Origin of the sequence: Kitasatospora albolonga (assembly GCA_002082585.1) — a bacterium.
GTDB lineage: Bacteria > Actinomycetota > Actinomycetes > Streptomycetales > Streptomycetaceae > Streptomyces > Streptomyces stephensoniae.
Window position 1 is genome coordinate 6,973,699 of record CP020563.1, and the last position, 13,093, is coordinate 6,986,791.

At 72.4% G+C, this 13,093-nt stretch carries 13 protein-coding genes; 9 read left to right on the top strand and 4 right to left on the bottom strand.

All coding sequences use genetic code 11. The features are described from left to right. Positions 1–153: 153 nt before the first annotated feature. Positions 154–795 carry a TetR family transcriptional regulator gene (locus B7C62_30700; GenBank protein ARF76159.1) on the bottom strand — a complete coding sequence of 214 codons (642 nt, stop codon included), beginning with the start codon at positions 793–795 and terminating at the stop codon, positions 154–156. A gap of 274 nt (positions 796–1,069) precedes the next feature. Here B7C62_30700 and B7C62_30705 point away from each other — a divergent pair, with 274 nt between their 5' ends. Then, positions 1,070–2,047 (top strand): EamA family transporter, encoded by a 978-nt coding sequence (locus tag B7C62_30705; GenBank protein ID ARF76160.1) that lies wholly within the window; start codon positions 1,070–1,072, stop codon positions 2,045–2,047. On the opposite strand, the gene B7C62_30710 is transcribed toward B7C62_30705, so the two are convergent. After that, positions 2,010–2,219 carry a hypothetical protein gene (locus B7C62_30710; protein ID ARF76161.1) on the bottom strand — a complete coding sequence of 70 codons (210 nt, stop codon included), beginning with the start codon at positions 2,217–2,219 and terminating at the stop codon, positions 2,010–2,012. The two genes, B7C62_30705 and B7C62_30710, sit on opposite strands and share 38 nt — an antisense overlap. A 145-nt stretch (positions 2,220–2,364) precedes the next feature. On the opposite strand from B7C62_30710, the gene B7C62_30715 reads away from it, so the two are divergent. From B7C62_30715 to B7C62_30730, 4 genes are all read left to right on the top strand, one after another. Then, on the top strand, positions 2,365–3,582 hold the full coding sequence (locus tag B7C62_30715) for a sensor histidine kinase (GenBank protein ID ARF76162.1): 1,218 nt from the start codon (positions 2,365–2,367) through the stop codon (positions 3,580–3,582). A 370-nt stretch (positions 3,583–3,952) separates the two neighbouring features. Then, a complete protein-coding gene (locus tag B7C62_30720; protein ID ARF77444.1) occupies positions 3,953–4,717 on the top strand; it encodes a DNA-binding response regulator in 765 nt (254 codons plus the stop codon). Positions 4,718–4,772: 55 nt separating this feature from the next. Further along, positions 4,773–5,945: a cytochrome gene (locus B7C62_30725; GenBank protein ARF76163.1), complete on the top strand. Its 1,173-nt coding sequence runs from the start codon at positions 4,773–4,775 to the stop codon at positions 5,943–5,945. 59 nt (positions 5,946–6,004) lie between these two features. Continuing rightward, positions 6,005–7,219 (top strand): cytochrome, encoded by a 1,215-nt coding sequence (locus B7C62_30730; protein ARF76164.1) that lies wholly within the window; start codon positions 6,005–6,007, stop codon positions 7,217–7,219. Positions 7,220–7,277: 58 nt separating this feature from the next. Here the strand turns inward: B7C62_30730 and B7C62_30735 are convergent, their stop codons facing one another. Together B7C62_30735 and B7C62_30740 are read right to left on the bottom strand one after the other, a co-directional pair. Further along, positions 7,278–7,709, bottom strand: a complete 432-nt coding sequence (locus tag B7C62_30735; protein ID ARF76165.1) for a hypothetical protein — start codon at positions 7,707–7,709, stop codon at positions 7,278–7,280. Positions 7,710–7,900: 191 nt separating this feature from the next. After that, positions 7,901–8,962, bottom strand: a complete 1,062-nt coding sequence (locus B7C62_30740; GenBank protein ARF76166.1) for a dehydrogenase — start codon at positions 8,960–8,962, stop codon at positions 7,901–7,903. A gap of 152 nt (positions 8,963–9,114) precedes the next feature. Here B7C62_30740 and B7C62_30745 point away from each other — a divergent pair, with 152 nt between their 5' ends. From B7C62_30745 to B7C62_30760, 4 genes are all read left to right on the top strand, one after another. Continuing rightward, complete coding sequence (locus B7C62_30745) at positions 9,115–9,870, top strand: GntR family transcriptional regulator (GenBank protein ARF76167.1); 756 nt, start codon at positions 9,115–9,117, stop codon at positions 9,868–9,870. Between the two features lie 232 nt (positions 9,871–10,102). Further along, positions 10,103–11,077 carry a sugar ABC transporter substrate-binding protein gene (locus B7C62_30750; GenBank protein ARF77445.1) on the top strand — a complete coding sequence of 325 codons (975 nt, stop codon included), beginning with the start codon at positions 10,103–10,105 and terminating at the stop codon, positions 11,075–11,077. Further along, entirely contained in the window at positions 11,074–12,120 is a 1,047-nt protein-coding gene (locus tag B7C62_30755; GenBank protein ID ARF76168.1) for a ribose ABC transporter permease, read from the top strand. The genes B7C62_30750 and B7C62_30755 overlap by 4 nt, the downstream gene beginning before the upstream one ends. Then, the gene (locus B7C62_30760; GenBank protein ID ARF76169.1) at positions 12,117–12,962 is read left to right on the top strand and encodes a sugar ABC transporter ATP-binding protein; all 846 of its coding nucleotides are present in this window, start codon (positions 12,117–12,119) and stop codon (positions 12,960–12,962) included. Before B7C62_30755 ends, B7C62_30760 begins: the two co-directional genes overlap by 4 nt. Positions 12,963–13,093: the final 131 nt, after the last annotated feature.

The window sequence follows — 13,093 nt, forward strand, 5'->3', positions numbered from 1 at the left end:
CGATCCGGCGACAGGAACCAGCAAAGTCGGCCGGGGGCCCGGGGACCGGCGGCAATCGGACACGTAGGCGACCGTCCCCTCGAGGGGAGAGGGCATTGCTGACCGAAGCCGCTACAGCACTGACCGAATCTGCTACGGCGCAGACCGGAGCCGCTACAGCACCGGCAGCCGTGCGCTCTCCGTCGCCGCCGCCCGCAGCCTGGCCAGGATCGCCCGTGCCGCCTTGCCGTACCCGAGGCTGTTGTTCTGGAGTACCGACTCCGCGTTGGCCAGCTCCAGGAAGGCGATCACCTCGAAGGCCAGCTGCCGTACGTCGGTGTCCCCGGCCAGTTCGCCCGCCGCCCGCGCCTCCTCGATCGTCTCCTCCACGAAGGTGACCCAGCCGGTCTGCGCGGAGGCCAGGGCGTCGTGCACCTTGCCGCCCCGGGCGTCGAACTCGGCGGTGGCGGCGTAGAAGAAGCAGCCGCCCCGGAAGACCCGGTCCCGGGAGTACGCGATCCACGCCTCGCACATCCGCCAGACCCGGCCGAGCCCGGGCGGGACCGCGCGGGCCGGGCGCAGCACATGGTCGACGTAGACCGCGACCGCCGCGCGCACCGTGGCGAGCTGGAGCTCCTCCTTCGATCCGAAGAGGGCGAACACCCCGCTCTTGCTGAGCTTCAGCTCGGCCGCCAGCCGCCCCAGGGAGAGCCCTTCCAGCCCCTCCACCGAGGCGATCTGCACCGCGCGCCCCAGGATCAGCTGCCGCGTCTGGTTGCCCCGCTCGACCCGCCCGTCCAGGCGTACTGCCGCCATGTGACCACTCCGTACCTCAGAGTTATCGAGGCGTCATTCTAGGGAGGGCCGAAGGCGCCGCCCGACCACCCGTCACCCGGCGCACCGGGCCGTGCCCGGGTGCGCCCCGCCCCTGACCACGGGCGATACCGGCTCACGGGCGGGGCGCGATCCGGCCCGTGAGACAGGTGTTCCTTTCCGCCGCGCCCGGCCAGTAGCGTGATCGTTCCGCGTGTGAGCCGGTGAGGTCTCCACCCCTCTTGTCCCGTCGTGGAGAACCAGGAGCAGCCAACAGGTGACCGCCGCCGTCGCGCCCGCGCCCGCCCTCGTACCGCAGTCCCGCAGGACCTGGCCGACCGATCTGCCCGTACTGGCGGTCGCCCTCGTCTGGGGCGCCAGCTATCTCGCCGCCAAGGGCATCACCACCACCCACACGGTCATCGCCGTCCTCGTCCTGCGCTTCGCGGTCGTGCTGCCCGTCCTGGTGGTCGCCGGATGGCGCAGGCTGCGGGCGCTCAACCGTGCGCAGTGGCGGGGCGCCGGGCTGCTGGGCCTGATGCTGAGCGGGATCTTCCTGCTGGAGACGTACGGGGTCGTCCACACCTCGGCCACCAACGCCGGTCTGATCATCAGCCTGACCATGATCTTCACGCCGCTCGCCGAAGCCGCCGTGACCCGTGTCCGGCCCCCGGCCTCCTTCGTCGCCGCGGCCGGGCTCTCCGTCACCGGGGTGGTCCTCCTGACCCAGGGCGGCGGGTTCACCACCCCCTCGACCGGTGACCTGCTGATGCTGCTCGCCGCCCTCGCCCGTACGGTCCACGTCCTGGCCATGGCCCGGATCAGGGCGGTGCGGTCGGCCGACCCGCTCTCCCTGACCACCGTCCAGCTCGGCAGCGCGGTCGCCGTCTTCGTGGTCCTCGCCGCGCTCCCGGGCACCGGCGCCTCACCCTGGAGCGCGGCGGCGGACTTCGGGCCCCGGGGGTGGGCGGGGCTGGTCTTCCTCTCCGTGTTCTGCACGCTGTTCGCGTTCTTCGTGCAGATGTGGGCCGTACGCCGTACCTCGCCGTCCCGGGTCAGCCTGCTGCTCGGTACGGAACCGCTGTGGGCCGCCGCCGTCGGCATCAGCCTGGGCGGCGAACGGCTCGGCGTCCTCGGGGTGGCCGGTGCCGTCCTCGTCCTGGCGGGCACCGCGTGGGGGCGGCGCAGCGCGGACCGGGGCGCCCGGTCCGGTGCGGTCAGGACCTCTTCCGGACCGCGTCCGGCGCGACCATGATCGCGAACCCCGTCACGATCAGCACGATGCTGACGAACAGCGCGCGGTCACCGAAGAAGTCGATGTGCCGGGCCAGCGTCCACAGCCGCAGCCATCCCGTCCACTCGTGGACCAGCCCTCCGATGCCCTGGAGCATGATGATGAGCCCGGCCGCCTCGATGAATTTCTTCATGTGCCGAGCCTGACGGCGGGCCCGCGCCCGCCGCGTCGGTCGCCCGGTCCGTTCGCCGCGACCAAAGTAGCGGGCCGGGCGACTTTGGTCGCTCCCTCGCCGCGTGGCACCCGCCCCGGCCGCCCGGCTGCGTAACTTTGTCGATATGACGCGTACCGAGTACCGCTGGCTGCTCCCCTCGGCGATGGCCGATCCCGAGCTGCCCGGCGACCGGGCCCGCAGACGGCGGACCGTACGCGACTGGGTCGTCGACATCACGGCCTTCCTCTGCGCGGCCTTCATCGGCATGATCGCCGTCTCCGTGATCGACGCCGACGAGTCCACGGCCGACGTGGTGGTGTTCGTGGACTCCGTGGCGGGTGCGGTGGCCTGCTGCGCGCTCTGGTTCCGGCGGCGCTGGCCCGTCGGGCTGGCCGTGGCCCTGACCGCCGTCGCCGTCGTGGAGCCCGTCGCCGTCGGCGCCCTGCTGGTCGCCCTGTTCAGCCTGGCCGTCCACCGCCCGCTCAAGCCGACGCTGATCGTCGGCGCGGCCGCGCTGGTCACGGTGCCCATCCAGCCGCTCGTGCGCCCCGACCCGCAGACCGGTTACGTGGCCTCCGTCCTCTTCGGGGTGCTGCTGGTGCTGCTGGTGCTGAGCTGGGGCCTGGGCGTACGGTCTCGGCGCCAGCTCGTCCTCTCGCTCCGCGAACGGGCCCGCCGTGCCGAGACCGAGGCCGGACTCCGCGCCGAACAGGCCCAGCGGCTGGCCCGCGAAGCCATCGCCCGCGAGATGCACGACGTCCTCGCCCACCGGCTCACCCTGCTCAGCGTCCACGCGGGCGCCCTCGAATTCCGGCCCGACGCCCCCACGGCCGAGATCGCCCGGGCCGCCGGGGTCATCCGGGACAGCGCCCACGAGGCGCTCCAGGACCTGCGGGAGATCATCGGCGTGCTGCGCGGCCCGGGCGAGACCGGCGAGGGCGAGCGGCCCCAGCCCACCCTCACCACCCTGGACGCGCTGATCGAGGAGTCCCGGCAGGCGGGCATGAAGGTCACCCTCGACCAGCGCGTCGCCGCCCCGGCCGACGCCCCCGCCGCGACCGGCCGCACGCTCTACCGCATCGCGCAGGAGGGCCTGACCAACGCCCGTAAACACGCACCCGGCACCGAGGTCACCGTCACCGTCACCGGCGGCCCCGGGGACGGGCTCACCGTCGAGGTGGCCAACCCGGCCCCCACCGAACCCTTCGAACGGGTACCCGGTTCCGGCCAGGGCCTCATCGGCCTCACCGAACGCGCCACGCTCGCCGGGGGCAGCCTGGAGCACGGCCCCACACCGGACGGCGGCTTCGTGGTCCGCGCCCGGCTGCCGTGGGCCTCGTGATGGGGTCCGCCCCGGTTGTTGGGGGTCGTGGGGTGGGGCGCGTTCCGGTTGTTGTGGTCGGTGGAGTGGGGCGCGCTCCGGGTGCCGGTGCCGGTGCCGGTGCCGGTGGAGTTGGGCGCGTTCCGGTTGTCGTGGCTGTGATCCGCCGTACGGGGCGGCGCGGTGTGAGGCGGTGCGCTATGCGGCGGTGCGTTCCGGTTGCCGTGGCCGTGATCCGCCGTACGAGGCGGCGCGCTACAGGGCGGTGCGTTCCGGTTGCCGTCGCCCCCGGCGTGAGGCAGGGGCGGCAGCCCGGCGGGGCCGACGCGGGGTGGTGTCGTACGGCGCCCGCCCCACGGGCACCCCGGGCCCGCTCGTTACGGTGGCCGTCATGAACACCCCGGCGCCCCCGCCCCCTCCGGAGCCCTCCGCCTCCCCGCCCCCGGCGGACCCGCCCGTCCGGCTGCTCGTCGTCGACGACGACCCGCTCGTGCGGGCCGGGCTCACCCTGATGCTCGGCGGAGCCGCGGGCATCGACATCGTGGGGGAGGGCGCGGACGGCGGTGAGGTCGCCGCCCTGGTCGAACGGCTGCGCCCCGACGTCGTCCTGATGGACATCCGGATGCCCGGCATGGACGGGCTCACCGCGACCGAGGAGCTGCGCCGCCGCCCCGGCGCGCCCGAAGTCGTCGTCCTCACCACCTTCCACGCCGACGAACAGGTCCTGCGGGCCATCCGCGCCGGGGCGGCCGGGTTCGTCCTGAAGGACACCCCGCCCGCCCTGATCGTGGACGCCGTCCGCCGGGTCGCCGCCGGGGACCCGGTGCTCTCGCCCGCCGTCACCCGGCAGCTCATGGCCCGTGCGGCGGGCGGGGCGCAGGACGAGCGCACGAGCCGGACCGCCCGGGCCCGCAGCCGGTTCGCGGAACTGGCGGAGCGGGAGAAGGAGGTGGCCGTGGCCGTCGGGCGCGGACACTCCAACGCGGAGATCGCGGGCTCGCTCTACCTCAGCGTCGCCACCGTCAAGACCCAGGTCTCACGGATTCTCGCCCGGCTCGGCCTCAACAACCGGGTCCAGATCGCCCTGTTGGTCCATGACGCCGGACTGCTCGACCCGGAAGGACCGGAAGGGGACGAGAACGGCGGCCTACGCTGAGGGAGCCGTCCGGCCTACGCTGAGTGGTCCGGACCGGAAGAGGGGGCTGACCACGATGGCTGTGCTCGATCTGCGGGATCTGCCGGATTTCACGGCGAACCCCTACCCGTACTACGCGAAGCTGCGCGCCGAGGGGCCGGTGCACATCGTGCGCACCGAGGAGATCGAGCGCATCTGGCTGATCGTCGGATACGAGGAGGCCCGCTCGGTCCTCGCCGACCAGCGGTTCGGCAAGGACTGGCGGACCACCGGGCGCTGGGCCGACGAGGTCAACCCGATCAGCTCCAACATGCTGGAGCTGGACGCCCCGCACCACACCAGGCTGCGCAGGCTCGTCGCCCGGGAGTTCACGCCCCGCCGCATCGAGGCGCTGCGCCCCCGGGTCGCCGAGATCACCGCGGAGCTCCTCGACGCGATGGTCCCGGCCGGCTCCGCCGATCTGGTGGACGCCCTCGCCTTCCCGCTGCCGATGACCGTCATCTGCGAGCTGCTCGGCGTCCCCGACATCGACCGGGACACCTTCCGTACGCTGTCGAACGGCATCGTCACCCCCACCCGGGCCCAGCGCGAGGCCGACCCGGTGGGCGCGATGAGCAGCTACCTCGTCCAACTCATCGAGAAAAAACGGAGTTCGCCCGGCGACGACCTGATGAGCGCCCTGATCAGGAGCCGCGACGAGGGCGGCGACGGGCTCTCCGGTGACGAACTGGTGGGCATGGCCTTCGTGTTGCTCGTCGCCGGACACGAGACCACCGTCAACCTGATCTCCAACGGGGTCCGGGCCCTCCTCGACCACCCGGACCAACTCGCCCTGCTGCGCGCCGACCCCGGGCTGCTGGACGGTGCCGTGGAGGAGATGCTGCGGTACGACGGACCGGTGGAGACCGCCACCTTCCGCTTCACCCGGGAGGAGGTCACCATCGGCCCCACCGTGATCCCGTACGACGAGCCGGTGCTCGTCGCCCTCGCCTCGGGCGACCGGGACCCGGAGCGGTTCGAGGACCCGGACACCTTCGACATCCGCCGTGGCCCCCAGGGCCATCTGGCCTTCGGTCACGGGGCGCACTACTGCCTGGGCGCCCCGCTCGCCCGCATGGAGGCCCGGATCGCGATCGGGGCCCTGCTGGAGCGCTGCCCGGAGCTCGCCCGCGACCCGGCGGGCGGTGACCCGGACTGGCTGCCCGGCCTGCTGATGCGCGGGGTGCGGCGACTGCCGGTGCGCTGGTGAGCCCGGGGTCCGCCTCGACACCTCCCCTGGCTCGACAACTCTCCCGGAAGGAATCCGCGTTGACCACCGAAGCGATCTCAGCGACCGACGGCACGGTCGATCTCGCCGCGCTCGGCGAGGAGTTCATCCGCGACCCGTATCCGGTCTACGCCGCGTTACGGGCCCGGGGCCCGGTCCACCGGGTCCGTATCCCCGAGGGCTCCCACGCCTGGCTCGTCGTCGGGTACGAGGCCGGGCGGGCGCTCCTCGCCGACCGGCGGCTCTCCAAACAGTGGGCCAACGCCTCACCGGCGCTCGGCGTCACCAAGGTCTCCGCGGGCACCTCGATGCTCACCAGCGACACCCCCGACCACACCCGGCTGCGCAAACTCGTCGCCCGGGAGTTCACCCCGCGCCGGATGGAGCAACTCGCCCCGCGCATCCAGGAGATGACCGACGAGCTGCTCGACCGGATGCTCGCCGCGCCGGACCGGCGGGCCGACCTCGTCGAGGCGCTCTCCTACCCGCTTCCCATGAACGTCATCTGCGAGCTGCTCGGCGTGCCGTTCCTGGACCGCACGGCTTTCCGCGAGTGGTCGGACCACGCGGTCTCCGCCGTGGACGTCTCGAAGCGGGCCTCCTCCACCGAGGCGATGGCCGCCTATCTGACCGGGCTGCTCCAGGACAAGCGGGCGCGGCCGGGCGACGACCTGATGAGCGCGCTCATCCACACCGCCGACGAGGACGGCGACCAGCTCTCCGCCGACGAACTCATGGGCATGGCCTGGCTGCTGCTCGTCGCCGGTCATGAGACCACCGTCAACCTCATCACCAACGGCGTGCACAACCTGCTCGCGCACCCCGAGCAACTGGCCCTGCTCCGCGCGGACTTCAGTCTCATCGACAGCGCGGTGGAGGAGATCCTCCGCTTCGAGGGGCCCGTCGAGACACCCACGTACCGCTTCACGACCGAACCGGTCGACATCGGCGGCACGGTGATCCCCGGCGGCGGCGAACTGGTCCTCGTCGCGATGTCGGACGCCAACCGGGACCCCGCCCGCTACCCCGAAGCGTCCCGCTTCGACATCACCCGGGACGCCCGGGGCCATATCGCCTTCGGCCACGGCATCCACTACTGCCTGGGCGCCCCACTGGCCCGCATCGAGGCGAGGATCGCCATCCGGTCGCTGCTGGAGCGCTGCCCGGAACTGCGGCTGACCGCCGACCCCGCCACGCTGCCCTGGCGCACCGGCATCCTGATGCGGGGGCCGCTGAGCCTGCCGGTGGGCTGGTAGGCGCTGACGGATCACGGCCGCTGCGACGGGCTGTGCCGGGCTGTACCGAGGTGGCCGGTCAGGCCAGTGGCAGCAAGGTGAGGGCCTGGATGCGCGACGCCGCGAAATCGCTACCGCAGCGGGGGCAGCCGTTGATCAGTCGGTGTGCTCCGATGTGCCGTCCGAAGACCGGGAGTCCGGTGTCGGGGCGGACGGCTCGAAAGCGTGCTGCGCAGGCGTCACAGGTCAGGGTGTGGATTTCCGCGAGGACGACTTCTTCCAGGGCATGCGGGTCCGGTGCGGCGTCCTCGGTGAGGTCGGGTGCCGGCCGGTTCGGGGGCCAGACCGCCACATAGGGAGCTTCCGGTCGCAGATGCGACCGGAGGAGTGCCGGGCGGAAGCGGTCCTCGAGATGTGCGAGGGCCTCGGTGGTGGGCCGCAGGGCCGCGGGGACGGGCTCAGCGGCGGCGAACACCTCGAGTTCGCCCCAGGGCAGTGCGAATCGCAGCATGGGTTGTCCTGCCTTCCGGGGCTGTCATTGTCGCCGAAGCCGTGGGCGGCGCCGGCCGCGGGGAGTCGTGGCGGTTCGCGCCGCCCGGAAGCGCCGCCCGGAACCCGTCTCGGAAGCACCGAAGGCCGGTCCCACAGCGGTTCGGTCAGCTCAGCCGCCTGGCCCCGGCTCAGCCACCCGCCGCCCCGGCCTCACCCGCCCGGGATCTCCGCCATCGCCACCGGGCGGCGTTCGCGGCGGGAGATCTCGCACGCCTCGGCGATCCGCAGCGCCTGGAGGGCCTCGCGCCCGTCGCACGGGTTGGCCAGCTCGCCCCGGGCGACCCGGAGGAAGGCGTCCAGCTCCGCCTCGTACGCCGGGGCGAACCGCTCCAAGAACCCGGGCCAGGGCTTCGGCGGGGCGCCTGGGCCCTCCGGTTCGGCCGAGGTCAGCGGCGTACGGTCGTCGAGGCCGACGGCGAGCTGGTCCAGCTCTCCGGCCAGCTCCATGCGGACGTCGTACCCGGCGCCGTTGCAGCGGGTCGCCGTGGCGGTGGCGAGGGTGCCGTCGTCCAGGGTGAGCAGGGCGGCGGCGGTGTCCACGTCGCCCGCCTCCCGGAACATCGGGGGCCCCGCGTCCGACCCGGTGGCGTACACCTCGCGCACCTCGTGGCCCGTCACCCACCGCAGGATGTCGAAGTCGTGGACCAGGCAGTCCCGGTAGAGCCCGCCGGAGAGCGGGAGGTAGTCGGCGGGCGGCGGGGCGGGGTCGGAGGTGACCGCCCGTACGGTGTGCAGCCGCCCGAGCCTGCCCTCCCGGACCGCCGCCCTGGCCTCGGCGTATCCGGCGTCGAAGCGCCGCATGAACCCCAGCTGGAGGACGCTGCCCGCCGCCTCGACCTCCGCGAGGGCGCCCAGTGTGCCGGGCAGATCCAGGGCGATCGGCTTCTCGCAGAACGCGGGCAGCCCGGCCCGGGCGGCGCGCGCGATGAGCGGGGCGTGGGAGGCGGTCGCCGAACAGATGACCAGCGCGTCGAGCGGACCACCGCCGTCGCCCGCCCGCCCGTCCGTGAACTCCGCGGACTCCTTGAACTCCTTGAGCTCCGTGAACATCGCGTCCACCGTCACGGCGGTCGCCCCGGCCCGGGCGGCGGCCACCGCGGCGCGCTCCGGATCGGCGTCCGCGACGAGCAGGGAGTCCACGGCGGGGTGACGGCTCAGCACCTCCGCGTGGAAAGTACCGATACGTCCCGTCCCGATCAGTCCGATGCGCATGGCCCCAAGGTGGCGTTCGCCCGGTCATCATGTCAAGCGTTTGTCCTGACAAATGGCGGACCGGGATGGCCGGGCGCAGGGCGGTGCAGCCGGTGCTCACGGCCCCGCCGCTCACCATGGTTTTGTCCGGACAATCGAACTAGGCTCGTCCCGTGACCGCACAAGGAGCCGACCAGCCCCTGCCGCTGAGCGTGGACCGCACCAGCCCGGTGCCGCTCTACTTCCAGCTGGCACAGCAGCTGGAGGCCGCCGTCGAACAGGGCCGGCTGGCCCCCGGCACCCTGCTCGGCAACGAGATCGAGCTCGCCCACCGCCTCGGCCTCTCCCGCCCCACCGTCCGCCAGGCCATCCAGTCGCTCGTCGACAAGGGGCTGATGGTCCGCCGCCGGGGCGTCGGCACCCAGGTCGTGCACAGCAAGGTCCGCCGCCCGCTGGAGCTCAGCTCGCTCTACGACGACCTGGAGGCGGCCGGGCAGCGCCCCGCCACCAGGGTCCTGCGCACCGCCACGGAACCGGCCACCCCCGAGATCGCAGCCGCGCTCGGTGTCGCCGAGGGCACCGAGGTCCACCTCGTCGAGCGGCTGCGCTACGCCCACGACGAGCCGATGGCCCTCCTGCGCAACCACCTCCCCCCGGACCTGCTGGACCTCCGGCCCGCGGAGCTGGAGTCCACCGGCCTCTACCGGACGATGCGTGCCTCGGGCATCACGCTGCACAGCGCCCGCCAGTCGGTCGGCGCACGGGCCGCCACGGCGGGGGAGGCCCGGGCCCTGGACGAGGAGCCGGGCGCGCCGCTGCTGACGATGGAGCGCACGACGTACGACGACACGGGGCGCGCGGTGGAGTTCGGCTCCCACGTCTACCGCGCCTCGCGGTACGCGTTCGAGTTCCAGCTCCTGTCCCGCTGATCCAGCCCGTCCGGCGTCCGAGGACGGAACCCTTGCGCCGGTGGGCCCGCAGGCAGATGATCCTGGGCACCGGGCTCCCCGGGCGAGCCCCTGCCGGGCGGCCGTCCGCCCCGCTCGGGGATACTGGGCAGTCGGCCCGGGGCCGTACACACCCGGCCCGGTCAAGCGGACAAGCGAGCAGCAGCAGAAGGGCACGGCGGTCGTGGCAAGGGTTCGGACAGGGGTACGCGCGCTGGGTGCCGTGCTGGCAGTGGTGCTGGCAGCCGCAGGATGCAGCAGCACCGGCGGCAAGCGGGCGGAAGAGCGCGCGGCCGAGGCCGCCGAGGGGCGGGCCGCGGTGAACACGCCCCGCTGGACCTTCGCCATGGTCACCCACTCGGGCGACGGCGACACCTTCTGGGACATCGTCCAGAAGGGCGCCGAGCAGGCGGCCGTCAAGGACAACATCAACTTCCTCTACTCGCACAACGACGAGGGCAACCAGCAGGCCCAGCTCGTCCAGACCGCGATCGACAAGAAGGTCGACGGGCTGATCGTCTCGCTGGCCAAGCCGGACGCCATGAAGGCCGTGGTCGCCAAGGCCGTCAAGGCGGGCATCCCGGTCGTCACGGTGAACTCCGGCTCCGCCGAGTCCAAGGAGTTCGGCGCCCTGACCCATATCGGCCAGGACGAGTCGATCGCCGGTGAGGCCGTCGGCGACGAGCTGAACGAACGCGGCCGAAAGAAGGCGCTCTGCGTCCTGCACGAGCAGGGCAACGTGGGCCACGAGCAGCGCTGCGCCGGAGCGAAGAAGACCTTCGACGGCACGATGCAGAACCTGTACGTCGACGGCACCAACATGCCCGACGTCACCGCGTCCATCGAGGCCAAGCTCCAGTCCGACAAGAGCATCGACGCGGTCGTCACCCTCGGCGCCCCCTTCGCCGACGCCGCCGTCCAGGCCAAGCAGACGGCGGGCAGCAAGGCCGAGATCAACACCTTCGACCTCAACGCCAAGGTCGCCACCGGCCTCCAGACCGAGAAGCTCGGCTTCGCCGTCGACCAGCAGCCCTACCTCCAGGGGTACCAGGCCGTCGACCTGCTCTGGCTCTACCGCTCCAACCTCAACGTCCTCGGCGGCGGCCAGCCCGTCCTGACCGGCCCGCAGATCATCACCGCCGACGACGCGGACGCCCTGGCCGACTACACCAAGCGGGGCACCCGATGAGCGGCTCCACCGCCGCACCCGACCGGCTCGACGAGCGCCTCGTCCCCACCTCGCCGCTGCGGAAGCTGCTCGGCCGCCCCGAGCTGGGCTCGGTCGTCGGCGCGGTGGCGGTCTTCCTCTTCTTCGCGTTCGTCGCCGACAGCTTCCTCCAGGCATCCAGCTTCGGAACGGTCCTGTACGCGGCCTCCGTCCTCGGGATCATGGCCGCCCCGGTCGCGCTCCTCATGATCGGCGGCGAGTTCGACCTCTCCGCCGGGGTGCTGGTGACCAGCTCCGCGCTGATCTCGTCCATGTTTAGCTACCAGATGACGGCCAACGTCTGGGTCGGCGTCCTCGTGTCGCTGCTGGTCACGCTCGCCATCGGCGCATTCAACGGGTTCATGCTGACCCGCACCAAACTGCCGAGCTTCATCATCACGCTCGGTACGTTCCTGATGCTGACCGGCCTCAACCTCGGCTTCACCAAGCTGATCAGCGGCACGGTCTCCACCAAGGCGATCGGAGACATGGAGGGCTTCGAGTCCGCCCGGGCCCTGTTCGCCTCGACGCTGACCCTCGGCGGCGTCGAGTTCAAGGTGACGATCCTGTGGTGGCTCGCGCTCGTCGCGCTCGCCACCTGGATTCTGCTCCGTACCCGCTTCGGCAACTGGATCTTCGCCGTCGGTGGCGAGGCCGACGCCGCCCGCGCGGTCGGCGTCCCCGTCGTCCGTACCAAGATCGGGCTCTACCTGGGCGTCGCCTTCGCCGCCTGGATCTCCGGACAGCACCTGCTCTTCAGCTACGACGTCGTCCAGTCCGGCGAGGGCGTCGGCAACGAGCTGACGTACATCATCGCGGCCGTCATCGGCGGCTGCCTGATCACCGGCGGCTACGGCTCCGCGATCGGCTCGGCGGTCGGTGCCTTCATCTTCGGCATGACCAGCAAGGGCATCGTGTACGCCGAGTGGAACCCGGACTGGTTCAAGTTCTTCCTGGGAGCGATGCTGCTCCTGGCCACCCTGCTCAACGCATGGGTGCGCAAGCGCGCGGAGGCGACGACATGACGGCCACGTCCGAGAAGCCCGCGGGCCCCCTGGTCGAGCTGGACGACGTGTCCAAGTTCTACGGCAACATCAAGGCCCTGGAACACGTCTCGCTGGAGGTCCACGCGGGCGGGATCACCTGCGTCCTCGGGGACAACGGCGCGGGCAAGTCCACCCTCATCAAGATCATCGCTGGGCTGCACCGGCACGACGCCGGACGCTTCCTGATCGACGGCGAGGAGACCACCCTCGCCAACCCGCGCGACGCCCTGGACCGGGGCATCGCCACCGTCTACCAGGACCTCGCCGTTGTCCCGCTCATGCCGGTCTGGCGGAACTTCTTCCTCGGCTCCGAGCCCACCACCGGCTTCGGCCCCTTCAAGCGCCTCGACGTCCGCAAGATGCGCGAGACGACCCGTACGGAACTGCTCCGCATGGGTATCGACCTGCGCGATGTCGACCAGCCCATCGGCACGCTCTCCGGCGGTGAGCGCCAGTGCGTGGCCATCGCCCGCGCCGTCTACTTCGGCGCCAAGGTCCTCGTGCTGGACGAGCCGACCGCCGCGCTCGGCGTCAAGCAGTCCGGCGTCGTCCTCAAGTACGTGGCCGCCGCCCGCGACGCCGGGCTCGGTGTCGTCCTCATCACCCACAACCCGCACCACGCCCACCTCGTCGGCGACCGGTTCGTCCTCCTCAAGCGCGGCGCGATGTCCGGCAGCCACACCAAGGACGACATCACGCTCGACGAGCTGACCCGGCAGATGGCGGGCGGCAGCGAGCTGGAGGAGCTCAGCCACGAGCTGGAGCGCACCCCGGCCCCCACTCTCCCGGGCACTTCGGCGGCGACCGAAGAAGGACGCTGACCGGCGACCCGCCCCGGCGCGGCCGACCCCGGGCGACGGTCCCCGGGGTCCGGCAGTGGCAGAATCGAGCCCGGCGGGCGCCGTCCGCCGCCGGGCGCGAGAGCCGGCCGGCCCCCCAGACCCCGCAGGGA